The sequence below is a fragment of the Streptomyces sp. R41 genome, from assembly GCF_041053055.1.
Lineage (GTDB): Bacteria > Actinomycetota > Actinomycetes > Streptomycetales > Streptomycetaceae > Streptomyces.
This window is the reverse complement of sequence record NZ_CP163443.1, coordinates 2,720,014-2,743,963: the sequence shown is the minus strand read 5'-3', so window position 1 is coordinate 2,743,963 and position 23,950 is coordinate 2,720,014. Positions and strand designations below refer to the sequence as shown.

25 protein-coding genes are annotated in these 23,950 nt (G+C 70.7%); 13 read left to right on the top strand and 12 right to left on the bottom strand.

What is annotated here, in order from left to right:
* Window positions 1-13: 13 nt before the first annotated feature.
* Window positions 14-1,120, top strand: a complete 1,107-nt coding sequence (locus tag AB5J53_RS12925; RefSeq protein ID WP_369245775.1) for an amidohydrolase family protein — start codon at window positions 14-16, stop codon at window positions 1,118-1,120.
* A 21-nt stretch (window positions 1,121-1,141) separates the two neighbouring features.
* Window positions 1,142-1,906: a nucleotidyltransferase gene (locus AB5J53_RS12920; protein ID WP_369245774.1), complete on the top strand. Its 765-nt coding sequence runs from the start codon at window positions 1,142-1,144 to the stop codon at window positions 1,904-1,906.
* Here AB5J53_RS12920 and AB5J53_RS12915 read toward each other — a convergent pair.
* The 4 genes from AB5J53_RS12915 to AB5J53_RS12900 are packed head-to-tail and all read right to left on the bottom strand — an operon-like array spanning window position 1,893 to window position 5,481.
* Window positions 1,893-2,900: a heme A synthase gene (locus AB5J53_RS12915; RefSeq protein WP_369245773.1), complete on the bottom strand. Its 1,008-nt coding sequence runs from the start codon at window positions 2,898-2,900 to the stop codon at window positions 1,893-1,895. The two genes, AB5J53_RS12920 and AB5J53_RS12915, sit on opposite strands and share 14 nt — an antisense overlap.
* A gap of 42 nt (window positions 2,901-2,942) precedes the next feature.
* Window positions 2,943-3,659, bottom strand: coding sequence for an ABC transporter permease (locus tag AB5J53_RS12910; protein ID WP_369252197.1), 717 nt, complete (start codon window positions 3,657-3,659; stop codon window positions 2,943-2,945).
* 50 nt (window positions 3,660-3,709) lie between these two features.
* Entirely contained in the window at window positions 3,710-4,633 is a 924-nt protein-coding gene (locus tag AB5J53_RS12905) for an ABC transporter ATP-binding protein (protein WP_369245772.1), read from the bottom strand.
* A gap of 11 nt (window positions 4,634-4,644) precedes the next feature.
* Window positions 4,645-5,481, bottom strand: coding sequence for an aminoglycoside N(3)-acetyltransferase (locus tag AB5J53_RS12900; protein WP_369245771.1), 837 nt, complete (start codon window positions 5,479-5,481; stop codon window positions 4,645-4,647).
* 160 nt (window positions 5,482-5,641) lie between these two features.
* Between AB5J53_RS12900 and AB5J53_RS12895 the strand changes: the two genes are divergently transcribed.
* From AB5J53_RS12895 to AB5J53_RS12860, 8 genes are read left to right on the top strand one after another with little or no spacing between them, the layout of a single operon-like run.
* Window positions 5,642-6,373 carry a helix-turn-helix transcriptional regulator gene (locus tag AB5J53_RS12895; RefSeq protein ID WP_369245770.1) on the top strand — a complete coding sequence of 244 codons (732 nt, stop codon included), beginning with the start codon at window positions 5,642-5,644 and terminating at the stop codon, window positions 6,371-6,373.
* Complete coding sequence (sufB, locus tag AB5J53_RS12890; RefSeq protein WP_369245769.1) at window positions 6,370-7,794, top strand: Fe-S cluster assembly protein SufB; 1,425 nt, start codon at window positions 6,370-6,372, stop codon at window positions 7,792-7,794. Before AB5J53_RS12895 ends, sufB begins: the two co-directional genes overlap by 4 nt.
* A gap of 57 nt (window positions 7,795-7,851) precedes the next feature.
* The gene (gene sufD / locus AB5J53_RS12885; protein WP_369245768.1) at window positions 7,852-9,033 is read left to right on the top strand and encodes a Fe-S cluster assembly protein SufD; all 1,182 of its coding nucleotides are present in this window, start codon (window positions 7,852-7,854) and stop codon (window positions 9,031-9,033) included.
* A complete protein-coding gene (locus tag AB5J53_RS12880) occupies window positions 9,033-9,353 on the top strand; it encodes a bifunctional 3-phenylpropionate/cinnamic acid dioxygenase ferredoxin subunit (RefSeq protein WP_369245767.1) in 321 nt (106 codons plus the stop codon). Before sufD ends, AB5J53_RS12880 begins: the two co-directional genes overlap by 1 nt.
* Before the next feature lie 7 nt (window positions 9,354-9,360).
* A complete protein-coding gene (gene sufC / locus AB5J53_RS12875; RefSeq protein WP_369245766.1) occupies window positions 9,361-10,125 on the top strand; it encodes a Fe-S cluster assembly ATPase SufC in 765 nt (254 codons plus the stop codon).
* Window positions 10,122-11,378 carry a cysteine desulfurase gene (locus AB5J53_RS12870; protein ID WP_369245765.1) on the top strand — a complete coding sequence of 419 codons (1,257 nt, stop codon included), beginning with the start codon at window positions 10,122-10,124 and terminating at the stop codon, window positions 11,376-11,378. The genes sufC and AB5J53_RS12870 overlap by 4 nt, the downstream gene beginning before the upstream one ends.
* 15 nt (window positions 11,379-11,393) lie before the next feature.
* A complete protein-coding gene (sufU, locus tag AB5J53_RS12865; protein ID WP_369245764.1) occupies window positions 11,394-11,858 on the top strand; it encodes a Fe-S cluster assembly sulfur transfer protein SufU in 465 nt (154 codons plus the stop codon).
* Window positions 11,855-12,193 carry a metal-sulfur cluster assembly factor gene (locus AB5J53_RS12860; protein ID WP_028803403.1) on the top strand — a complete coding sequence of 113 codons (339 nt, stop codon included), beginning with the start codon at window positions 11,855-11,857 and terminating at the stop codon, window positions 12,191-12,193. The genes sufU and AB5J53_RS12860 overlap by 4 nt, the downstream gene beginning before the upstream one ends.
* A 91-nt stretch (window positions 12,194-12,284) precedes the next feature.
* Here AB5J53_RS12860 and AB5J53_RS12855 read toward each other — a convergent pair whose 3' ends face one another.
* The 7 genes from AB5J53_RS12855 to AB5J53_RS12825 form a co-directional block, all read right to left on the bottom strand.
* Window positions 12,285-12,959, bottom strand: a complete 675-nt coding sequence (locus AB5J53_RS12855; protein ID WP_369245763.1) for a response regulator — start codon at window positions 12,957-12,959, stop codon at window positions 12,285-12,287.
* Complete coding sequence (locus AB5J53_RS12850) at window positions 12,953-15,148, bottom strand: histidine kinase (RefSeq protein ID WP_369245762.1); 2,196 nt, start codon at window positions 15,146-15,148, stop codon at window positions 12,953-12,955. The genes AB5J53_RS12855 and AB5J53_RS12850 overlap by 7 nt, the downstream gene beginning before the upstream one ends.
* Before the next feature lie 38 nt (window positions 15,149-15,186).
* A complete protein-coding gene (locus tag AB5J53_RS12845) occupies window positions 15,187-16,275 on the bottom strand; it encodes a TRAP transporter substrate-binding protein (protein WP_369245761.1) in 1,089 nt (362 codons plus the stop codon).
* Between the two features lie 4 nt (window positions 16,276-16,279).
* Window positions 16,280-16,858 (bottom strand): hypothetical protein, encoded by a 579-nt coding sequence (locus AB5J53_RS12840; RefSeq protein ID WP_369245760.1) that lies wholly within the window; start codon window positions 16,856-16,858, stop codon window positions 16,280-16,282.
* Between the two features lie 31 nt (window positions 16,859-16,889).
* The gene (locus AB5J53_RS12835) at window positions 16,890-18,875 is read right to left on the bottom strand and encodes a sensor histidine kinase (RefSeq protein WP_369245759.1); all 1,986 of its coding nucleotides are present in this window, start codon (window positions 18,873-18,875) and stop codon (window positions 16,890-16,892) included.
* Between the two features lie 4 nt (window positions 18,876-18,879).
* Window positions 18,880-19,251 carry a response regulator transcription factor gene (locus tag AB5J53_RS12830; RefSeq protein ID WP_369245758.1) on the bottom strand — a complete coding sequence of 124 codons (372 nt, stop codon included), beginning with the start codon at window positions 19,249-19,251 and terminating at the stop codon, window positions 18,880-18,882.
* A gap of 63 nt (window positions 19,252-19,314) precedes the next feature.
* Complete coding sequence (locus tag AB5J53_RS12825) at window positions 19,315-20,274, bottom strand: AbfB domain-containing protein (RefSeq protein WP_369245757.1); 960 nt, start codon at window positions 20,272-20,274, stop codon at window positions 19,315-19,317.
* Window positions 20,275-20,538: 264 nt separating this feature from the next.
* Here AB5J53_RS12825 and AB5J53_RS12820 point away from each other — a divergent pair, with 264 nt between their 5' ends.
* A complete protein-coding gene (locus tag AB5J53_RS12820) occupies window positions 20,539-21,549 on the top strand; it encodes a sulfotransferase (protein ID WP_369245756.1) in 1,011 nt (336 codons plus the stop codon).
* Window positions 21,550-21,682: 133 nt separating this feature from the next.
* Here the strand turns inward: AB5J53_RS12820 and AB5J53_RS12815 are convergent, their stop codons facing one another.
* Complete coding sequence (locus AB5J53_RS12815) at window positions 21,683-22,648, bottom strand: hypothetical protein (protein ID WP_369245755.1); 966 nt, start codon at window positions 22,646-22,648, stop codon at window positions 21,683-21,685.
* Between the two features lie 266 nt (window positions 22,649-22,914).
* Here AB5J53_RS12815 and AB5J53_RS12810 point away from each other — a divergent pair, with 266 nt between their 5' ends.
* Both AB5J53_RS12810 and AB5J53_RS12805 read left to right on the top strand, forming a co-directional pair.
* A complete protein-coding gene (locus tag AB5J53_RS12810; RefSeq protein ID WP_369245754.1) occupies window positions 22,915-23,235 on the top strand; it encodes a multidrug efflux SMR transporter in 321 nt (106 codons plus the stop codon).
* Window positions 23,236-23,269: 34 nt separating this feature from the next.
* Window positions 23,270-23,806 carry a TetR/AcrR family transcriptional regulator gene (locus tag AB5J53_RS12805; protein WP_369245753.1) on the top strand — a complete coding sequence of 179 codons (537 nt, stop codon included), beginning with the start codon at window positions 23,270-23,272 and terminating at the stop codon, window positions 23,804-23,806.
* The last annotated feature ends 144 nt before the right edge of the window (window positions 23,807-23,950 follow it).

Here is a 23,950-nt window from a genome sequence, read left to right as displayed (position 1 = left end):
GCGGGGAGTCCGGATGATCGAAACGCCGTCCCTGGTGGACCAGTACTGCCACGGCGTACTGAGGACGGAGCTGGGCCTCGGCACTTTCGAGGCCCACCTCGCCAGAACCGAGGGCCCACCGGCCCCCGGCACCACCTTCTTCGACACGCAGACCGGTTTCGCCGTACGGCGCTGGTGTCCGCCGCTGCTCGGTCTGGAGCCGCACTGTCCCCCGGCCCGCTATCTGGCCCGGCGTCGTGAACTCGGCGTACTGGAGTCGGGCCGCAGGCTGCTGCGCGGCAGCGGCATCACGACGTATCTCGTCGACACCGGGCTGCCCGGCGATCTGACGGGGCCGGGCGAGATGGCCTCCACGGGAGCCGCCGAGGCGCACGAGATCGTCCGCCTGGAGCTGCTCGCCGAGCAGGTCGCCGATACCTCCGGCACGGTCGAGTCCTTTCTCGCCAATCTCGCCGAGTCCGTCCACGGGGCCGCCGCGAACGCCGTCGCCTTCACCTCCGTGGCGGGCATGCGGCACGGTCTTGCGCTCGCGCCCGAGCCGCCCGGACCGGGCGAGGTGCGGGGGGCGGCGGGTCGCTGGCTGGCGGACCGCCGGGTGGGCGGGCCGCTCAGCGATCCCGTCCTCCTCCGCCATCTGCTGTGGATCGCGGTGGCCTCGGGGCTGCCCCTCCAACTCCACGCCGGACTCGGCGAGCCCGGTCTGCGCATCGACCGCACCGACCCCGTCCTGCTCACCGACTTCGCCCGCGCCACGGCCGGCCTCGGCACCGACCTCGTCCTCCTGCACGGCTACCCGTACCACCGGCACGCGGCCCATCTCGCCGGAGTCTTCCCGCACGTATACGCCGACCTGGGCGCGGCCCTGGTCCGAACGGGAGCGCGGGCGGCCGCCGTCCTCGCCGAGATCCTGGAGCTGGCGCCCTTCGGCAAGCTCCTGTTCTCCAGCGGGGCACATGGACTGCCCGAACTTCATGTGGTCGGGGCACGCCTCTTCCGCGAGGCGCTGGCGCGCGTGCTCGGCACCTGGGTCGCCGAGGGGGCCTGGTCGTTGGCCGACGCACAGCGGGTGGCGGGGCTGATCGCGGCCGGGAACGCCCGGCGGGTGTACGGGGTGGAGTGAGGCCCGCCAGACTCTGACCCCATGACCGACAACGCCACGGCTTCTCTCCTCGACCGCTTCCTCACCGATCTGAGGCTTCTTGCCCCGGTCGCCTTATGGGCGCACGGCTCGCTCGCGGGGGGCGACTACCAGGAGAGACGCAGCGATCTCGACCTGATCGCGGTCCTTGACGGCCCGATCTCGCTCGGGACCGTGCGCGAAGTGGTGCGGCTGCACCGCCGGCTGCGCACCGACGAGCCGCTCGCCGACAAGCTGCACTGCAGCTATCTGACGCCGGACACCATGGCCGGCGCGGAGCGGTCGTACCTCACCTGGGCGCACAACCGTCTGATGAAGCGGCCGGTCACCCCGGTTACCCGCCGCGAACTGCACGCCTTCGGACTCGTCCTGCACGGCAAACCGCCCGAGGACCTGCTCCCGCCCACCCCGGACCGCGAACTGACCGCCTTCGTCGTGCGTGACCAGAAGGACTTCTGGCGGCCCGCGGTGCGCAAGGCCCGGCTCTGGAAGCAGAACGTCTGGGTCGACCTGGGGATGGTCACCTTCGCCCGCGCGACCGTCACCCTGCGGGAGGGCCGCCTGATCTCCAAGAGGGAGGCCTTGGAGGCGCTGCCGGGACTGGGGGCGCCCGTCGACGTGGTCGCGGACATCAGGCGGCGGAGATACGAGGACTCCGCGCCGCCCACGCAGGAGTGGACGGTGCGCCGGGCCGAGCTCACGAGGGCTTACCTGGGTCCCGCCATCGACGGCCTTGTCGCCGCCTACGAAGGACTCACGCGCGCGTGAGCGTCGCTTCCGTCGAAGGACCGGGCAGATCCGCCACGGCGTCCGGGCGTTCACGCAGCGCCAGCAGGACGCGCAGGACCGCGATCCACACCAGGCAGGAGCCCAACATGTGGAGGCCGACCAGGGCCTCGGGGAGGTCCGTGAAGTACTGGACGTAGCCGATGACGCCCTGGGAAAGGAGGACCAGGAAAAGGTCGCGGGTGCGGTACAGGGGGCCCTTGGGCGCGTCCACCGCCTTCAGGACGAACCACAGGGCGAAGGTCAGCGTGACCACGATCCAGGCCAGCACGGCGTGCAGCTTGGCGACGTTCTCCCAGTTCACGTGCATGCGGTCGACCTCGCTCGAGTCGCCCGCGTGCGGTCCCGCACCGGTGACGACCGTGCCGACCGCGATCAGCAGCACGGCGGCGGCGACCAGGAACCAGACCAGCTGCTGCACCGACTTGCCGACGAGCGGACGCGGTTCGGCGTCGCCCTCGCGGGTGCGCTGCCACATGAGCGTCGCGACGGTGATGAGCGCCGTGGAGAGCAGGAAGTGCGCGGCGACCGTGTACGGGTTGAGGCCGACCAGGACGACGATGCCGCCGAGGATCGCGTTGCTCATGACGATCCAGAACTGGGCCCAGCCAAGCCGGGTCAGGCCCCGCCTCCACGGCTTCTGCGAGCGCGCGGCGATGATCGCCCAGCCGACCGCCGCGCACAGCACGTACGTCAGCATGCGGTTGCCGAACTCGATGGCGCCGTGGAAGTCCATCGCGCTGGTGGGGGTGAGCGAGCCGTCGGTGCACTCGGGCCACGTCGGGCAGCCCAGGCCCGAGCCGGTCAGCCGCACGGCGCCGCCGGTGACCACGATGACCACCGACATGACGAGCGCGGCGAGGGCCGCGCGCTGCACCGTCCGGGATGTCGGGGTCCAGCGTTCGGCGATGAAGACGAGCGGGTTGCGCACCGCGCGCAGGGCGTCGGCTCGGGTCACGTTTGGCACGTGCCCCATCGTAGGGGGCCGCTTGTGCACGCCTTCACGAGGGGGAGGTCTCTACTCCCACCGGAAGAATCGGGCGGCGGCTCCGAGACCCACGACCGCCCACACGGCCAGGATCCCGAGGTCTCCCCACGGCATCCCCGCACCGTGCTGGAGCACATCCCGCAGCCCGTCCGAGAGCGCAGAGATCGGCAGCAGACCGAGGACGTCCTGAGCGCCGGCGGGGAACTTGTCCATCGGGACGATCACGCCGCCGCCGACCAGGAGCAGCAGGAAGACCAGGTTGGCGGCGGCCAGCGTCGCCTCCGCCTTCAGCGTGCCCGCCATCAGCAGGCCGAGCCCCGAGAACGCGGCCGTCCCCAGAACCAGCAACAGCAGCACGGCCAGCGGGTTGCCGTGCGGCGACCAGCCCAGCGCGAAGGCGATCACCGTCAGCAGGACGACCTGGAGGGCCTCCGTGACCAGCACGGACGCCGTCTTCGCGGTCATCAGGCCCCAGCGGGGGAGCGGTGATGCGGCCAGCCGCTTGAGCACGCCGTAGCGCCGCTCGAAGCCCGTCGCGATCGCCTGGCCGGTGAACGCCGTCGACATCACGGCGAGCGCGAGGATGCCGGGGGCCAGGAAGTCGACCGCCTCGCCCTTGCCGGTGTCGACGATGTCGACCGAGCTGAACAGCGCGAGCAGCAGGGTCGGGATGACGACCGTCAGGAGGAGCTGCTCGCCGTTGCGGAGCAGCATCCTCGTCTCGAGGGCGGCCTGCGCGCCGATCATGCGGGGCAGGGGAGCCGCACTCGGCTTCGGGGTGTACGTACCGGCGACGGTCACGAACGCAGCTCCTTGCCCGTGAGTTCCAGGAAGACGTCTTCGAGTGTGTGGCGTTCGACCGAGATCTTCTCCGGCATCACCCCGTGCTGCGCGCACCACGACGTGACCGTCGCCAGCAGCTGCGGATCGACCTTGCCGCCCACCCGGTAGGCGCCCGGCGTGAGCTCGGCGGCCGTGCAGTCGGCCGGGAGGGCCTTCAGCAGGGACCCCACGTCGAGCCCCGGGCGGCCGGTGAACCGCAGGGTGTTCTCGGCGCCGCCGCGACACAGCTCCTCGGGGGAGCCCTGGGCGATGACCTTGCCCGCGTCGATGATCGCGACATCGTCGGCGAGCTGCTCGGCCTCGTCCATGTAGTGCGTGGTGAGGATCACGGAGACGCCGTCGGCGCGCAGATCGCGGACCAGGTCCCAGGTGGCGTGACGCGCCTGCGGGTCGAGTCCGGCGGTCGGCTCGTCGAGGAAGACCAGTTCGGGACGGCCGACCACGGCCATCGCCAGCGCGAGGCGCTGCTGCTGGCCGCCCGAGAGCCGCCGGTACGTCGTACGGCCGCAGCTGTCGAGGCCGAGCCGTTCGATGAGCGCGTCCACGTCCAGCGGGTCGGCGTGGAGCTTGGCGACGTGGCGGAGCATCTCGTCCGCCCGGGCGCCCGAGTAGACGCCTCCGGACTGGAGCATCACGCCGATGCGGGGACGCAGCGCCGAGGCCTCCCGGACCGGGTCGAGGCCCAGGACGCGCACCGAGCCCGAGTCCGGTCTGCGGTACCCCTCGCAGGTCTCGACCGTGGTCGTCTTGCCGGCGCCATTGGGTCCGAGTACGGCGGTGATGCCCGCCTTGGCCACCAGGTCGAGGCCGTCCACCGCGGTCTTCGTGCCGTACCGCTTCACCAGGGCCTGGACCTGGACCACGGGCTCGCTTCGCATGAGGCGCAAGTCTAAGGACGCCGCCGCGGTTCGCGGGCGCCGGGTCCCGCATCCACGTACAGGTCCCGTGGCCGGTGCAGCGCCAGCCACCGCTCGGCGTACGCCACCGCGTCGGCCACCGGGAACAGCCGGGCGTCGGCCGCGCCCACCGTGCCCCGCACGACGGGACGGTCCCGTTCGAAGTCGGAGCCCAGCTCCTCGAACAGCTCGGAGGTGATCGAGACCTCCCGGACCACCTCCCAGCCCGCCGGCGACGGTCGCCCCACCTCCACGACGGGCGACGGGATGCGGTACTCGGCCAGATGGAAACTCGTACAGGTGTCGTAGCCCGCGCCGAGCAGCAGGACCCGGGCGCCGTCGGCCTCCAGGCGGGCCAGCGGGCTGCGCTCGCCGAGGCGGCAGTCGAGCGCGTGCCCCTCGGTGATCGCCGCCGCGCGCGGGCCGAGCGCCGCGAACGAGGTCTCCGGGTGCGCGCTGCGCAGGGAGCCGGGCCAGTTCCGTACGGTCTCCGGGATCACGCCGACCCCGCGGGAGGGCGTCACACGCGGGTCGTAGGCGGGCATCGTCGCCCGAATGGTCGACCACCACTCCTCGGGTACGGGCGGGTTGCTCCACAGGGCCGGATCGGAGAGGTCTCCGGACTGGGTAGGAACCACCAGAGTGCCCTCGGGGCCCAGCGCGTCGAGCAGTCCCTGGACGACGGCGACCGGGCCGCCGTTGACCCAGCCGAGGGAGCTGAGGGAGGAGTGCACGAGCAGCGTTTCTCCCGGGCGTATGCCCAGCGAGAGAAGTTGTGCGGCGACCGTGTCCCGAGTGACGAGTGGGCCGGTCGGAGGGGGTGTCGGCATGGTTCGGCAGTTTCCCCCAGAGCCCGGTCGGCCGCCACCGAATTGATCGATCAAAGATCTTTCCGCAGGTCACCTTAGGTATACCTAAGTGATGCAGCGCACCGTCCACCCCTCAGGACGCGGCTTGTCAGGCTCTGAGGAATTACGCAACAATGGCGTTGTGAAAAACGTTGGCGAGGCTCCGCAGGAGGAACTCGCGACCGGGGAGCGGTCCACCCGCAACCGGGTCGCGCGGTCCATCCTGGACCACGGCCCCTCGACCGTGGCCGACCTCGCGGGACGCCTGGGACTGACCCAGGCCGCCGTACGCCGTCATCTCGACGCACTCGTCGCCGACGACGTCGTGGAAGCGCGTGAGCAGCGGGTCTACGGAGCGCGTACGCGCGGCCGCCCCGCCAAGGTGTTCGCCCTGACCGACTGCGGCCGGGACGCCTTCGACCAGTCCTACGACAAGCTCGCCGCGGACGCCCTGCGCTGGATCGCCGAGCGTGAGGGCGGGGAAGAGGCAGTCGTCGCCTTCGCCCGCGCCAGGATCGCCGCGCAGGCCCGTGCGTACCGCGAGGCCATCGAGGCTGCCGCCCCCGAGGAGCGCACCGAAGCGCTGGCCAAGGCCTTGAGTGTGGACGGGTACGCTGCTACGGCGCGTAGCGCACCGGTCGGCGAGCAGCTCTGCCAGCACCACTGCCCGGTCGCCCATGTCGCCGAGCAGTTCCCGCAGCTGTGCGAGGCGGAGACCGAGATCTTCTCCCAGCTGCTCGGTACGCACGTCCAGCGACTGGCCACCATCGCCCACGGCGACGGCGTATGCACCACGTTTATCCCAAAGATTTCCAAGACCGATTTTCACGGCCATAACGCATCTGCAAGCACCGCCGGGAGGAACCCCGCATGACGCTCCCCATCGAGGAGACTGCCCACCCCGAGCTCGAGGGTCTGGGCACGTACGAATACGGCTGGGCCGACTCCGACGTGGCCGGTGCCTCTGCCAGGCGTGGCATCGACGAGGACGTCGTCCGCGACATCTCCGCGAAGAAGAACGAGCCGGAGTGGATGACCAAGCTCCGCCTCAAGGGCCTGCGCCTCTTCGAGAAGAAGCCCATGCCGAACTGGGGCTCGGACCTGTCGGGCATCGACTTCGACAACATCAAGTACTTCGTGCGCTCCACGGAGAAGCAGGCGGAGTCCTGGGAGGACCTGCCCGAGGACATCAAGAACACGTACGACAAGCTCGGCATCCCCGAGGCGGAGAAGCAGCGCCTCGTCGCCGGTGTCGCGGCCCAGTACGAGTCCGAGGTCGTCTACCACCAGATCCGCGAGGACCTGGAGGAGCAGGGCGTCATCTTCCTGGACACCGACACCGCTCTGAAGGAGCACCCGGAGCTCTTCAAGGAGTACTTCGGCACGGTCATCCCGGTCGGTGACAACAAGTTCGCGTCGCTGAACACCGCCGTGTGGTCCGGTGGCTCCTTCATCTACGTGCCGAAGGGCGTGCACGTCGAGATCCCGCTCCAGGCCTACTTCCGCATCAACACGGAGAACATGGGCCAGTTCGAGCGGACGCTGATCATCGTCGACGAGGACGCCTACGTCCACTACGTCGAGGGTTGTACGGCCCCGATCTACAAGTCGGACTCCCTGCACTCCGCGGTGGTCGAGATCATCGTGAAGAAGGGCGCCCGCTGCCGCTACACGACCATCCAGAACTGGTCGAACAACGTCTACAACCTGGTCACCAAGCGCGCCGTGGCGTACGAGGGCGCGACCATGGAGTGGATCGACGGCAACATCGGCTCCAAGGTCACCATGAAGTACCCGGCCGTCTACCTGATGGGCGAGCACGCCAAGGGCGAGACCCTGTCCATCGCCTTCGCGGGCGAGGGCCAGCACCAGGACGCCGGCTCCAAGATGGTCCACATGGCGCCGAACACCTCCTCGAACATCGTGTCGAAGTCCGTGGCGCGCGGCGGCGGCCGCACCTCCTACCGCGGTCTGGTCGAGATCGGCGAGGGCGCCCACGGCTCGAAGTCGAACGTGCTGTGCGACGCGCTGCTCGTCGACACCATCTCCCGCTCCGACACGTACCCGTACGTCGACGTCCGCGAGGACGACGTGTCCATGGGCCACGAGGCGACCGTCTCCAAGGTCTCCGACGACCAGCTCTTCTACCTGATGAGCCGTGGTCTGACCGAGTTCGAGGCGATGGCGATGATCGTGCGCGGCTTCGTCGAGCCGATCGCCAAGGAACTGCCCATGGAGTACGCCCTTGAGCTCAACCGGCTGATCGAGCTGCAGATGGAAGGCGCGGTCGGCTAACCCCGCCCCATCGGTCAGCACACGTCTTGACTTCAGAAAGCGAGCACTACGACAGCCATGGCTGAGGCTCAGAACATCCCGGTGGGTTCCACCACCGCCGGCCAGATCGCGGTCGCCGCCGAGTCGACCGTCGCCACGCGCATGAGCGCGCCCCCGTCCTTCGACGTGGCGGACTTCCCGGTCCCCCACGGCCGCGAGGAGGAGTGGCGGTTCACCCCGCTGGAGCGGCTGCGCGGGCTGCACGACGGCACCGCGGTCGCCACCGGCGACGGCGTGAAGGTCGACATCGAGGCGCCCGAGGGCGTCCTCGTCGAGACCGTCGACCGCGACGACGCCCGGCTGGGCAAGGCCGGCACCCCGGTGGACCGCATCGCCGCCCAGGCGTACTCGGCGTTCGAGAAGGCCGGTGTCGTCACCGTCCCCAAGGAGACGGTGCTCACCGAGCCGATCCGCATCGCCGTGCACGGCGAGGGCGGGGTCGCCTACGGCCACCAGGTCGTGCAGCTCGGAGCCTTCGCCGAGGCCGTGGTCGTCATCGACCACACCGGTGACGCCGTGCTCGCCGCCAACGTCGACTACATCCTGGGCGACGGTGCCAAGCTCACCGTCGTCTCCGTCCAGGACTGGGACGACAAGGCCGTGCACGTGGGCCAGCACAACGCGCAGATCGGCCGGGACGCCACCTTCAAGTCGTTCGTGGTCACCTTCGGCGGCGACCTCGTACGCCTCCACCCGCGTGTCTCGTACGCCGGCACCGGTGGCGAGGCCGAGCTCTTCGGCCTGTACTTCACGGACGCCGGCCAGCACCAGGAGCACCGCCTCTTCGTCGACCACAACACCCCGCACTGCAAGTCGAACGTCGCCTACAAGGGCGCGCTGCAGGGCCAGGACGCGCACGCGGTGTGGATCGGCGACGTCCTCATCGAGGCCAAGGCCGAGGGCACGGACACCTACGAGATGAACCGCAACCTGGTTCTGACCGACGGCGCCCGGGTCGACTCCGTGCCGAACCTGGAGATCGAGACCGGCGAGATCGTCGGCGCCGGACACGCCTCCGCGACCGGCCGCTTCGACGACGAGCAGCTCTTCTACCTGATGGCCCGCGGTATCCCGGCCGACGAGGCCCGCCGTCTGGTGGTCCGTGGCTTCTTCGCCGAGCTGGTCCAGCAGATCGGTGTCGACGACATCGAAGAGCGCCTTCTCGTGAAGATCGACGAGGAGCTGGAGGCGTCGGTCTGATGACTGCTTTCGTACGCGCCTGTGGGCTGAGCGAGCTGGAGGAGGACACCCCGAAGAGGGTGGAACTCGACGGCACGCCGGTCTCGCTCGTGAAGACCGAGGGGGAGGTGTTCGCGATCAACGACATCTGCTCGCACGCGAACGTCTCGCTGTCTGAGGGCGAGGTGGAGGACTGTCAGATCGAGTGCTGGCTGCACGGCTCCTCGTTCGACCTCCGCACCGGCAAGCCGTCCGGCCTTCCCGCGACGCGCCCCGTCCCCGTTTACCCCGTAAAGATCGAAGGGGACGACGTACTCGTCTCCCTCACCCAGGAGTCCTGAGGAACCCATGGCAACGCTTGAAATCCACGACCTGCACGTCACCGTCGAGGCCGACAACGCCACGAAGGAGATCCTCAAGGGCGTCGACCTGACCGTGAAGCAGGGCGAGACGCACGCCATCATGGGCCCCAACGGCTCCGGCAAGTCGACCCTCGCCTACTCGCTCGCGGGCCACCCGAAGTACACGATCACCGGCGGCACCGTCACCCTCGACGGCGAGAACGTCCTGGAGATGTCCGTCGACGAGCGCGCCCGCGCGGGCCTGTTCCTGGCGATGCAGTACCCGGTCGAGGTCCCCGGCGTCTCGGTCTCCAACTTCCTTCGTACGTCCGCCACGGCGATCCGCGGCGAGGCCCCCAAGCTGCGCACCTGGGTGAAGGAGGTCAAGGAGGCCATGGAGCGCCTCAACATGGACCCGGCCTTCGCCGAGCGCAATGTGAACGAGGGCTTCTCCGGCGGTGAGAAGAAGCGCCACGAGATCCTCCAGCTGGAGCTCCTCAAGCCGAAGGTCGCGATCCTCGACGAGACCGACTCCGGCCTCGACGTCGACGCCCTGCGCATCGTCTCCGAGGGCGTCAACCGCGTCCGCGAGACCGGCGAGGTCGGCACCCTGCTGATCACGCACTACACGCGCATCCTGCGCTACATCAAGCCCGACTTCGTCCACGTCTTCTCCGCGGGCCGGATCGTCGAGTCCGGCGGCGCCGAACTCGCCGACAAGCTGGAGGACGAGGGCTACGAGGCTTACACGAAGGGTGGCGTATCCGCGTGACGCAGCTGCCGGGCCTCCTCGACACCGAGGCGATCCGCAAGGACTTCCCCATCCTGGACCGCCTGGTCCACGACGGTAAGAAGCTGGTGTACCTGGACAACGCGGCGACCTCGCAGAAGCCGCGCCAGGTGCTGGACGCCCTGAACGAGTACTACGAGCGCTACAACGCCAACGTCCACCGCGGTGTGCATGTGCTCGCCGAGGAGGCCACGGCGCTGTACGAGGGCGCGCGCGACAAGGTCGCCGCGTTCATCAACGCGCCGAGCCGCGACGAGGTGATCTTCACCAAGAACGCCTCGGAGTCGCTCAACCTCGTGGCCAACATGCTCGGCTGGGCCGACGAGCCCTATCGGGTCGACCACGAGACCGAGATCGTCATCACGGAGATGGAGCACCACTCCAACATCGTTCCCTGGCAGCTGCTGTCGCAGCGCACGGGCGCGAAGCTGAAGTGGTTCGGCCTCACCGACGACGGCCGCCTCGACCTCTCGAACATCGACGAGATCATCACGGAGAAGACGAAGATCGTCTCCTTCGTGCTGGTGTCGAACATCCTGGGCACCGTGAACCCGGTCGAGGCGATAGTGCGCCGCGCCCAGGAAGTCGGCGCCCTGGTCCTGATCGACGCCTCGCAGGCGGCGCCCCACATGCCCCTCGACGTCCAGGCTCTGCAGGCCGACTTCGTGGCCTTCACCGGCCACAAGATGTGCGGTCCGACGGGCATCGGCGTCCTCTGGGGCCGTCAGGAGCTCCTCGAGGACCTGCCGCCGTTCCTCGGCGGCGGCGAGATGATCGAGACCGTGTCGATGCACTCGTCGACATACGCTCCCGCGCCGCACAAGTTCGAGGCCGGTACGCCTCCGATCGCGCAGGCGGTCGGCCTGGGCGCGGCGATCGACTACCTGAGCGCGATCGGCATGGACAAGATCCTCGCCCACGAGCACGCGCTCACCGAGTACGCGGTGAAGCGGCTCGCGGAGGTCCCCGACCTGCGGATCATCGGCCCGACCACGGCCGAGGACCGCGGCGCGGCGATCTCGTTCACGCTGGGTGACATCCATCCGCACGACGTGGGCCAGGTTCTCGACGAGCAGGGCATCGCGGTCCGGGTCGGCCACCACTGCGCCCGCCCGGTCTGCCTGCGGTACGGAATTCCTGCGACCACGCGAGCGTCGTTCTATCTGTACTCCACGCCGGCCGAGATCGACGCACTGGTCGACGGCTTGGAGCACGTCCGGAACTTCTTCGGCTGAGGGGCTGGCTGAGACGTGAAGCTTGATTCGATGTACCAGGAAGTCATCCTGGACCACTACAAGCACCCGCACGGGCGGGGCTTGCGGGATGGCGATGCCGAGGTGCACCACGTCAACCCGACGTGCGGCGACGAGATCACGCTGCGCGTGAAGTACGACGGCGAGCGGATCGCGGACATCTCGTACGAGGGTCAGGGCTGCTCGATCAGCCAGGCCTCGGCCTCCGTGCTGAACGAGCTCCTGGTCGGCAAGGACGTGTCCGAGGGGCAGAAGATCCAGGAGACCTTCCTGGAGCTGATGCAGTCCAAGGGCCGGATCGAGCCGGACGACGCGATGGAGGAGGTGCTGGAGGACGCGGTCGCGTTCGCCGGTGTCTCCAAGTACCCGGCCCGGGTCAAGTGCGCTCTCCTGAGCTGGATGGCGTGGAAGGACGCGACTGCCCAGGCTCTGGGCGAGAGCGCCGAGAGGAAGACGGCATGAGCGAGAACGAGACCTTGACGACGAAGCCGGCCTCGGAGGAAGAACTCCGCGAGGCGCTGTACGACGTCGTCGACCCCGAGCTGGGCATCGACGTCGTCAACCTCGGCCTGATCTACGGCATTCACATCGACGACGCGAACATCGCGACGATCGACATGACGCTGACGTCCGCGGCATGCCCGCTCACCGACGTCATCGAGGACCAGGCCAAGTCCGCCACGGACGGCCTCGTCAACGAGCTGCGCATCAACTGGGTCTGGATGCCGCCGTGGGGCCCGGACAAGATCACGGATGACGGGCGCGAGCAGCTTCGGGCGCTCGGGTTCAACGTCTGATCTTTTCTGTACGTCTTGGCCTTCTGCACTTCGCGATGGGCGACACCCCCAGCCGGGGGTGTCGCCCATCGCCTTTCGCGGTCACGCGTGGTCAGGCGCGGTCCACGGAGACCTGGAGATACGCCAGTACCGCCAGTACGCGGCGGTGGTCGTCGGGCGAGTCGAGGAGGCCGAGCTTGCCGAAGATGCTGCGGACGTGGCCTTCGAGGGTTTTCGGGCTCATGTGGAGGCGCGCGCAGATGCCGCGGTTGGAGCGGCCCTCGGCCATCAGCCGCAGGACCTCGCTCTCCCGTTCCGTCAGCCTCGGCAGGGGTGAGCGGGGGCGGGGACGGCCCAGCAGGCGGGTGACGATGGCCGGGTCGACCACGCACTCCCCGTCGGCGATCCGGTGCAGGGCGTCCACCAGGACGATCACGTCGAGGACACGGTCCTTGAGGAGATAGCCCGCGCCACCGGGGTGCTGCTCCAACAGGCGTACCGCATACGTGGATTCGAGGTGGTGGGAGAGGAGGAGGACCCCGACGCGCGGGTGCTTGAGACCCAACTCCCTTGCCGCCACCAGGCCTTCGTCCGTGTGGGTCGGCGGCATCCTGATGTCGACGATCGCCACGTCCGGGTCGGTGGCCGCCACGGCGTCGAGCAGCTCGGGTACGGTGCCCGCCTTGCCGACGACGTCCAGGCCCGACTCGGTGAGCAGCCGTTCCAGCCCCTCGCGCAGCAGCACTTCGTCGTCCGCGATCACCACGCGCAACGGGGTCTTCAGCATGGGATCTCCACACGGATCGCGGTGTGCGGGGGTTCGGGGGCGGTGACGGTGCCGTCGAGGGCGCCTACCCGGTCGGCGATGCGCAGAACGTCGAGGCCGTGGCAGCCGTCGAGCGCGACGAGCAGCCGACCGTCCGTGACGTCGGCACTCACCGCGGTGGCGTGGTGCGCGACCGCCTCGGCGATGGTGAAGTAGGCGGCCGCTTCGACTGCTCGGCCGAGTCGCCGCCCGGGCAGAGCCGTGACCGCGACCGGTGACTGTGTCTCCTCCAGAAGTGCGCCGACCGCCGCGGAGAGGCCTTCGTCGGCGAGGACGGCCGGGAAGAGCCCGTGGGCCAGGGCGCGCAGCGCCGCCACCGCCGCGCGCAGCTCGCGCTCCGCCACGTCGGCCGTGGTGGACGCCTCGACGGCACCCGTACGGGCGAGGCGCAGCGTCAACGCCAGGGCCAGCAGCCGCTGTTGGGCGCCGTCGTGCAGATCGCGCTCCAGCCGACGGCGCTCGGCGTCACCGGTCGCGACGATCCGGGCCTGCGAGGCCCGCAAGTCACCCATCCGCGCGGCCAGTTCGGCATGCAGCCGCTCGTTGTCGAGGGCGAGCCGGGAGATCCTCGCGATCTCCGGGGCCGGGCCCAGACCGGGTTCGGAGAGCAGCTCGGGACGGTGGCCTAGGAGCGCGAGGGTGCGGTCGCCGCGGACCAGTTCGGTGACGGTGGTGGGGGTGGGAGGTGCGTCGCTGCGGGCGGTCGCGGTGTCGGGGGTCGCGGTGGTGGTGGGGGTGTGCGTGGTGGTTGTGCGGCCGGTGATGGGTGCGCTAGTCGCGTCGCCGGTGGCGGGGGGACAAGCGCGAAGCGCGATATCGGGGTCTGGGGGCGGAGCCCCCAGGGATGGGACGGGTAGGGGCGGAGGGGGCGAAGAAAGGTCTGTCTGGCCGCCGTGCGAGGCCATTTTGTCGTTTCGCGAGTCCGTTTGGTCGCCGTGCGGGGCGGGTTCGTCGCCTCGCACGGCCGTCCGGTCACGGTGTGGGTCGGTCGCGTCGGCTCGCACGGCCGTCTGGTCACGGTGTGGGTCGGTCGGGTCGGCTCGCACGGCCGTCTGGTCATGGTGTGGGTCGGTCGGGTCGGCTCGCAAGGTGGGCTGGTCATGGTGTGGGTCGGTCGGGTCGGCTCGCAAGGTGGGCTGGTCACGGTGTGGGACGGCCTGGCCGCCGTGCGGGTGGGGAACGCCGGTAGGGCGCCCCCGCGCGTCGACCAGCCTGCCGTCAGCCAGGGGATACGCGAGCGTCAGTGTCGGGTCGCCCAGGAGGCGGGCGAGGGCGTCACGCAGGCCGCCCGGCGCCGGGGCGGCGGCCAGTTCGACGACCAGGTCGGCCAGGGCGCCACGGGTCCGGCGCTGCTGGAGCCATGGCCAGGCCGCGGCGGCCGCGAGCAGCAGCAGTGCCACCTCCTGGGCCAGCCACAGCCGACGGTCGGTGGGGTCGTTGCTCAGCGTGTGCCGGGGCAGGCTGTGCGCGTAGTCGGCCGCGACCAGAACCGCGTACACGGCGCCCGCGGCCCACATCGGAGCGGCTTGCCGGCGCAGCGCGGAGGAGGCCCGGCCGGCACGCCACCCCAGCAGCACGATGAGCACGCACGGCCATGCGGCGCCCACCGCGATCCCGGTGCGGCCGAGCGCGTCCAGCGTGCGGGGGCTCGCGACGATCAGCAGACCGTTGCCGGGGCACTCCGCGCAGCCCGCGCCCCAGGGGTCGTACACGACCGCCTGGAGCAGTCCGAGGCACAGCACGGCGTTGGTGTACGCGAGCAGGATCAGGCCGCGTGCGGTTCTGGAGCCGGTCCGTCCGGACGGATGGGCCAGCACCGCGTGGGCCACGAGGGGCGGTCCGGCCGCGTACAGCACGAGCCCCGCGGTGAACGCCGGTGCCCAGCTGATGCCCGGGTTGGCCCATTCGGCGAGGAACGAGCCGGCTCCCGCGGTGGCGAGCAGTACACCGCCGCGATGGGCCGGCCGGCGCAGCCGCGCGATCAGCCCGATCGCCAACAGTCCCCAGCCCGTGGCGAGTTCCAGGGCGACCAGTGCCGGCGTGTCGGCGAGGGCCTGGCCGGGGTGGGCCCGGACCAGCGCGAAGGTGGCCGGTCCCAGTGCGAAACCGGCCACCCAGAGCGGGAGTTGCACGGAGGTTGCCCGTGTCATGGCTGCATGGTGGCAGCCGGACGGGGTCCGGGCCAGCCTCAGTCGGTGGTGGATGTCATGCCTTTGCAGGACACGGTGGGCTCGGCCGGTATGTTCCGCACCAGCGAGGTGATGGCGTCGAGGTACTCCTTGGTGCGCCGGTCGCGGGCCAGCTGGTCGTACACCGGCTGAACGGCCTTGCGCAGCCCGGCCAGTTGGGACGGGGTCGCGGTGGCGAGCTTCTGGCCGCGGCGGCACAGATTGCCCAGGGACTCCTTCTCGTGCGAGCGCAGCACGGCGGCCGAGCCGGACACGGCCTGCTGTCCCGCCTTGCGCAGCACAGCCCGCTGGTCGCTGGTCAGCCGTTGGAAGGCCTTGGTACCGGCGACCAGGACCACCGGGCGCGGCCACAGCACGACATTGGCCGTCGCGATCATTCCGTTCTTGTCATACCGGTTCCCGTCGCCCGAGGTGAGCTGCTGCTCGTACCCCCCGAAGGCGTCCACCGACCCGCCCGCCGGGAACGCCACAGGCTTCGCGCCGAGCGCCCGCAGCGTGGCGTCCGCGACCTGGGACTGCTGCTCGCCGATCGTTCGCCCCTTGTAGTCGGCCGGGCCGAGCAGCGGAGTGCGCGCGCCGAGGGGGCGACGCAGGGTGCCGGGCAGCAGACCGACCCCGGTCAGCCCGTCGCCGTCGACCTCCCGCACCATGCGCCGCGCCACAGGGGCGGCGAGCACCTTCTCCTCGGCGTCATAGCCGGTGATGAGCAGGGGTGCGGTCAGTGCACGCAGGGGGCGCGCCCCCGTGGAGTCGAAGGCGCGGCTGCCGAGAGCGGCGAGGTCGACCCTTCCCTGTTTGACGTCGTCGAGAAGCCGGGTCTCGAAGTCGGGTCCTTCCTGATGGTGGGCGTCCGTCTGCACCTGGATGCGGATCGATCCGTGGGACAGCATCTCCACGTTGAGGAGGAAGGATTCGAACTCCTCCGACGTGCCCATGGGCGTCGCCAGGGTCAGCTCGACCGGCTTGGCCGCGCTGTGGCCGCCGGCCTTGTCGGCGGCGGCCGAGCCCGAGCAGCCGGTGGCGGCAAGCAGGACGAGTCCCACCACCGCGCCCAGCGAACCACTGATGCCCGTACGTCGTGCGCGCATGGCGTCATGCCCCCTTCCCGCTCGTCGCCCACTGCTTCGGTGGCGGGCAGTTCTTGCTGAAGTACCTGTCGGACGGCGTCTTGCTGATCCGGCGCCAGGGCTTGCTGAGGAAGTTCTCGGGCGATATCGCGCCCTCCCCTTTCGACAGAGTGAGAGTGTCCCGATACACGCTCATCCCGAACGTGAACAGCTCGCCTGGCTTGTTGTAGGCGTTGTGGGGCGCCTTGGTGAAGCCTCCGTCGATGATCTCCCAGTCGAAATACCGGCCGTGGAAGCGGACTTCTCCGTACGCCCACGTACAGGCGTCCTTGTTCTCCTGGGTGAAGGCGAGCCGGTCGCCCCTGAAGACGTAGACCCACTTTCCGTAGTTCTCCGGGACGTCCTCGTCAGGTGATCCGGCCTTGACGAGGTCGGCGTGGGTCGTCGTCACCGTGTAGACCCCGCTCGGCCGGACGGACGGAACCCCCGACCGCCCGTCCGGCCCCCCTGCGGACTGTGTCTTCTCCCCGCCGGAACAGGCCACCGCCGTGACGAGCGTCAGCCCCGCGATCAGCGACCGAGCCGTCGACCTGACCCTGTGCATGCAGCCGTCCCCCTTTGCCCGCCCCGGCGGGCTACTCGCCGCCGGCCGACTGTTCCGACCTGTTACGACGGTACGGATCGGACACCTCGCGCACATCAGGGCCAGCCCCCGAATCCCGCGCCCCCGCCCCCAGGGCTATCCCTTGGGGAATCTGTGCGAACAGCCACGTGCCCCCGCCCGGCGCGTTCTCGACGCGCAGCGTGCCGCCGAGCGCCTCGGCCCGGTCGGCGAGGCCGCGCAGCCCCGTGCCCAGCTCCGGCCGCGCCCCGCCCGCGCCGTCGTCGCGCACCTCGACCTCGACCCCGCCGTCCGGCCGGGCGGTGACCCGCACGCTCACCCGGCCGGCGTGCGCGTGCTTCACCGCGTTGGTGAGCGCCTCGCAGCAGATGAAGTACGCGGCCGCCTCCACCGCCGGGTCGAAGCGGCCCTCCGGCACGTCCAGGGTGAGCGGCAGCGGACACTGCGCGGTCTGTTCCCCGAGTGCGGCGGCCAGACCGTCGCGGACCAGCGTCGCGGGGTGGATGCCCCGCGCGAACTCACGCAGCTCGGCGTGGGCCGCCCGCAGCGCGTCGAGTACGGGTCCGGCCCAGTCGCCGGAATCGGCCAGCACCTCGGCGGCCCGGTCGAGCCGGTGCAGCACATCCTCGTCCAACTGCCGCTCCAGCCTGCGCCGTTCGGTGTCGGCGGCCTCGACGAGCCGGCGCCGCGAGGACTCCAGCTCGGCCAACCGGCCGCGGATCTCCGCCTGGAGCCGCGCGTTGCTGACCGCGAGCCGGGCCACCGCGGCGACGGCGGACAGCAGGGCACGGTCGTGCGGCATGGAGCCGTCGTGCACCAGCACCGCGAGCGGCCTGCCGTCCTGCTCGAGCGGAGTCACCACCCGGGCCGCCCCGGCGGGCGGCAGCCGTACGGGACGCCCCGCCTCGTCGACGTATCCGCCCAGCTCGGGCACCCAGTAACCGAGCTCCAGCCCGGGGTCGCCCAGGACCGGGGCCAGCCGGGCGCGCAGCGGGCCGCCGCCGGCCGGCTCGCCCAGGTCGACGACGAGACGGGTGAGAGCGGCCCGTGCGGACCCGGAGAGCAGCGCCCCGGCGCACAGTGCGCCGCCGGCCACCGCGACGACCAGCTCGTACGTCCGCAGCACCACGAGGTCACCCGCCACGCCCGACCGGCGTGCCACCACGCCCCACACCACCGCGCCTGCCAGCAGGACCGCCGCCGCGAAGGCGATACCCCGCGCCCGGCGCTCATGCGCCCCGGCCGCCGTCGCGCGCAGCCTCAGGCCGGCTCCGCCGACCAGAGCGGCGACCTCGACGACGGCCACCGCGTCGATCCTGGTGAGCGGATACAGCGCGGTACAGCAGGCGACCACGGCGGGGCCGAGCACCGGTGCGACCAATGGCAGGCGCATCTGCGCGGGGAGGCTCGCTGTGATCAACCGTAGGCGCATTCGCCAAGGGGGCTTCGGTGCGACCGGCGGCACGCGCGTCTGCCCCGGGACCTTCGGCGTGACCGTCCGCAGACGCGTGGGGTTCCGCGCGCCGGCATGCGTCCGGCGGCCTTCCGCCGTCTGCCATGAGAGCGCCGACGCCACCGTCCGCACGCGCGTGCGCCTCAAGAGCCCCGATGCGACCGTCCGCACACGCGCGCGTCCCAGTAGCCCCGACATGACCGTCCGCACACGCGTCCGCGAGCCGAGCTTCCACGCCGTCGTCCGCACCGAAGTGGTGGACGGCGTGACTGTCCGGGGCCGCTCCCCCGAAGCCGACGACAGCGTGCCCCTCCGCCCCCGCGCCCCCTCCCCGTACGACCGCCCGCCCGACCCCAGCCGCACCGCCGGACAGGTCAGTACCAGGAAGAACAGCACCCCACGGTGGACAAACACCGCCCACCCCACGACGTCGCCGAGGAACCAGCAGACCCCGGACGCGATCAGCGGCAGGCCGGCCCGTCGCCGGACGCACACCGCGCCGCTCGCGAGCAGTGCGCAGCCGGTGAAGACGTCCCAGCTGTCCACGGTCTCACCGTTCCCGTGCCAGCAGCGCGCGCAGAGCCGCGCCGGACAGCTCGTCCTTGGCGAGGAAGCCCCTGACCGGACTGGTGCGCAGCCGCTCGCGGTAACTGCCGCGCGCCCGGCTGGAGATGAGGACGACGTCCGGGGCGGGGCCCTCGTGCGGCTGCGCGGCGAGCAACTCCGCCACCGCGAACCCGTCGGGGCCCGGCAACTGCACGTCCAGCAGCACCACTTCGGGGTTCAGCCGAGCGCAGGCGAGCAGGGCGGCCGTGGCGTCACCGGCCTCGCCGACGACACCAAATCCCTCCGCCTCCAGCACCGCCCGCGCGGCGGCCCGGAACGGCGGGTGATCATCGACGATGAGTACCGTCGGCCGCATGAGCGCATGGTGACACGCTCCGGGAGCCCGGCACACCCGGGTAAACCCTCGGGGCTCAGGGGCTCAGCCCCAGCCCTTCACCACACGGAACGCCGAGTCCGCGCGGTACAGCCCGCTGTTGTCGTACGGATCCAGGCGGAGCTGGAAGTTGCGGTGACGCAGGTAGCGGCCCGGGTAGTTGACCGACTCCAGCATGACGGCACCGGTGTACGACGACGCTCGGGGGCAGAAGGTGGCGTCCTTCTTGAAGAGGTCGGAGCCGTCGTTGCGGTCGGCACGCAGAGAGAAGTCGCGGTGGCGGAGGTAGGCGCCGTCGGCGGTGGTGAAGGAGTAGCAGGAGGAGTTCGCGAGTCCCTGGACCACTTTGAAGCCGGCCGCCTGCTTGGTCGTGGCCGGACTGCCCGAGCCCACCGGATCCAGCCGAACGGCACCGTCGCTCACGTGCCAGTAGCGGTCGGGGTAGTTGACGGACTGGATCGACTTCCGTGAGGAGGCCGGCGTGGACGAGGGGGACTTGCTGGACGCGGCGGGTTTCGACGGTCCGGGGGCGGGCTGTGCGTCGGAGCCTTGCTCCGAGGCCTTGGCCGAGGCCGATCCCCGCGAGGCGGAGGGGGTGGACCGCGGGGAGGACAGGGCGCTCTTGCCGATCGGGGCCGTGACGGCCGCGTCGGTGTCCGCCGCGGCCCCGCCGGGCGGGAACAGGAGGCCAGTGTCGGAGGCGGTCTCGTTCGCCCGGTTCTCTGATGAGGTGTCAGTACCGCTGTTCTGTACGGCGATTGCGGTCGCGGCGGCGATCAGTACCGCCAACGCGAGCCCGCCGGCCAGCCAGAGCCGCCGAGTCCCGGGCAGCCGGCCCTCGTCCGCGGCCTGACCGGGCTCCCACGGCGCCGGGGGTTCGGGGAGGAAGTCTGTCTGCACGGGGTAGGGAGTGCCGTGCGGGCGCGGGCGCCAGGGCACCATCTCCGTGGAGGGGGCCGGCTGGTCGTCGTCCTTGGGCCCGGGCACGGGCGTTGTTCCTGGCATGCGCGTTCCTCGCACAAGAGAAGAGGGGGGAGGCGCAGGCACACGTAACGGCGGTAGCCGTGGAAGCCATGTGCGCGACTGGTGAAACAGTAGTGGACATGGTGAGTTCTGAGCAGCCGTTTCCCCGCTGATCTCCGCTGATCCGCTGGTCCACGCAACCTCGCAGCGGGCCCGGAGTGGGGCGCGACGGGCAGACGGCGCGTTCACACGGCATTCTCAGCGTGATCCCAGACCGGACTCATCGGGGCGCGACAGCGTGGCGCCGTGTCTGATTCTGTGCGACCCCTCTTCGTCCTCGGCTGTCCCCGTTCCGGGACCACCCTTCTGCAGCTGATGCTGCACGCGCATCCCCGGATCGCGCTGCCGCCCGAGACGCGGTTCGTGCTGCCCGCCTACGAGGGGCGGCTGGGCTTCGGTGACCTGCGCGAACGCGGCAACCGGGCCGGGCTCGCGCAGTGGATCACCGGGCGTGAGGAGACGCGATTCCACGAGCTCGGGGTGGACGCCGGGCGTGTGGCCGAGCGGATCACCGAGGGGCCGCCCACGCTCGGGTCGGCGCTCGGGCTCGCGCTCCAGGCGTATGCCGAGGAGCACGGAAAGGTCCGCTGGGGGGACAAGCGACCCGCCTACGCCCTCCACGTGGCCGAGATCCTTCGGCTCTTCCCCGACGCGCAGTTCATCCATCTCGTACGGGACGGACGGGACTGCGTCGCCTCGCTGCTGGGGATGCCCTGGTGGCACCGCGGCTTCCACGAGGCCGTGGCCACCTGGTCGCAGGTCATGGACACCACGCGCAGGTACGCCAGCAGGCTGGACTCCGGCAGCTGGCACGAGCTGCGCTTCGAGGATCTGGTGACCGACCCCGAGGGCCAACTGCGGGGTGTGTGCCGCTTCTTGGGGGAGGAGTACGTTCCCGAGATGAGCGAGCCGTACCGGGTGGCCGAAGTGGCCGTCCCCGCGCGGAAGACCTGGCACCGGCGTACTCACGGCGCGCTGGACACCTCGCGCGCCGGGAACTGGGCCACCAGGCTGACGCCCGCTCAGATCGCGCTGTGCGACGACGTATTGGGGGACCGCCTCACCTCGTACGGCTACGAACTGGCCGGCGCCGTCCGGCCGGACCCCGCGGAACTGCTGCGCTACCGGCGCGTGGAGCTCCTGCGACGGGCCGCCCACGCCAAGCGGCGAATGCTCGACCGCTTGGCGCGGGTGCGTGAACCGGGGCCCGTGGCCCGTCAGCCGATGGCCATGACCACGTCCGAGTTCAGGGCCTAGGGTTGGCCTAGGGTCTGCCTTTCGGATCACGCCGATTTCGGACGGCGGGGCCTCGCACTGCCGGTGAGCGGGGCTTGTAGTCGTGGTGGCCGACCCCGAGGGCAACGAGTTCTGTGTGCTGCGTCCCGAGAAGTCACTCGTGGACTGACCCCGGCGATCCGGACACCCGCAGCAGCACGTCCGCGAGCCCCTCCTTGCGGATGCGCTGGTCGATGTAGAGCAGGGTCGTGATCAGCGGCAGGAACACCATGGCGAACAGCTGGGCGACGAGACTTCCGGCCACCGAGAGCGCCATGTAGAGCCCGATGTCGGGCAGAGTCTGCGCGAAGGCGTCTGAAATGTCCGTGGGCGGCGGCGCCGACGCGTCGTACGGCTGCGGACTGGGCATGGCGAACGTGAGCGGCAGTCGGATCGCGAGCGACACGATCAGCACGGTCAGACCGCCGAGCAGCGTGATGCCGAACGTGCGCCACCACGCGCCGCGGACCAGCCGAACCGAACGCCGCATCGCCTGGACGGGCCGTGCGGCCTCCAGCACGGCGGCGGCCGGGGCGAAGCCGAACAGGACGTACAGCCACACCGTCAGCGGCACCATGAGCAGCGCGAGCAGGAAGAAGAGCCCGAGGGGCAGTGACGTCCTGAAGACGACCGCCAGGAACAGCCCGAAGAACGCCAGGGCGAGCACCAGCATCGGGATCAGCACGATCAGACCCATCAGCAGGGTCACCCCGAGCACCGACGGGGTGCGCGGCCAGGCGCGCCGCCAGACCTGGGCGAGCGTGGCCCGCCGGCCGAGCACCGCGTCGTGCAGAGTCGCCACGCACGAGGCCTGGATGAGCGCGTTGGTCGCCAGCGTGGCCACCATGCCGAAGGCCCATACGCCGACGAACGCGACCACGACGGGCCGGGCGTCGGTCCAGGGCACGTGACGGGGGGTGTCGTAGAGGGTGTGCAGATGATCGGCCACGGCGGCGTAGGCGACACCCGCCGCGCCCGCGATCAGGACGCCCAGCCCGACGTACGCGAGGGCCGCGAGCCCGAACAGTGGCCGCCCGTACCGCCGCATCGTCGTGAAGGCGCCGCCGAAGACCGTGTCCACGCCGAGCGGCGCCAGGGGTATGACACCCGGTTTGGGCGGAGGGGGTGCCGGTGCCCAGCCCCAGCCGCCCGGAGGGCCTCCGTACGGCCCCGATGGTCCCCACCCCGAACTGTCCGACATCGCTCTTGCGCTCCGCTGCTCCGGGAGTCCCGTGACTCCGCCCCCACTGTGATCGCGAACGATATCCGGTGCGGCTGGTGGTGCCTATGGGGTGTGCGTGGCGGCTTTGTGTACGGGCGTACGCATCGATGTGTACACTCGTACGCATGGGATACGTACTGCTCGCCGGAGCCATCGCCGCGGAGGTGGCGGCCACCACCGCCATGAAGTACAGCGACGGTTTCAGCAGGCTGTGGCCGTCGCTGGTGACCCTCCTCGGATACGTCATCGCCTTCGCGCTGCTCGCGCAGACCCTGAAGACCGTCTCGGTCGGTACGGCCTACGCCATATGGGCCGGGGTCGGCACCGCCGTCATCGCCGCGATCGGCATGGTGTTCCTCGGGGAGGGGCTCAACGTCGCGAAGGCCGCCGGGATCGCGCTGATCATCGGCGGGGTCGTGCTGCTGAACCTGGGCGGTGCGCACTGATGGCGCCGCGCACCGGGCCGGGCGGTGAGTCCTGATGGCGCGCCGGTACGACCCCGAGCGGCGGCAGCGGATCATCGACGCGGCGATCCGGGTCGTGGGCGCCAAGGGGCTCGCCGGGCTGAGCCATCGCTCCGCCGCGGCGGAGGCCGATGTGCCGCTCGGCTCCACCACGTACCACTTCAAGACCCTCGACGAACTGATGGTCGCCGCCCTGCGGCAGGCCAACGAGGGCTTCGCCAAGGTGGTCGCCGCGCGCGGCGGCCTGGAGGATCCGCGGACCGATCTGGCCGCGGAGCTCGCCGGCTGGATGGGCGAGTGGCTCGCGGGGGACCGCAACGGTGTCGAGCTGGAGTACGAGCTCTACCTCGCCGCCCTGCGCCGCCCCGCCCTGCGGACCGTCGCCGCCGAGTGGGCCCAGGACCTCGCCGAGCTGCTGTCCCGCCGCACGGATCCGGTCACCGCGCGGGCGCTGGTCGCGCTCATGGACGGCATCTGTCTCCAGGTGCTGCTCACCGACGCTTCGTACGACGAGGAGTACGCGCGGGACATGCTGGGGCGGATCATCGGCTGATGGCGGCGGCTCGGTGGGGGGCGGTGTGGGTCGTGAACCTCCGCGCCCCTGTCGGGGAACAGCGGGTGACATGCTCACCCCGACCACGCCTCTGCCCGGTCAGGCGCGGCCCCGTCTGTCGAACCTGCTGCTCCTCGACCGCGG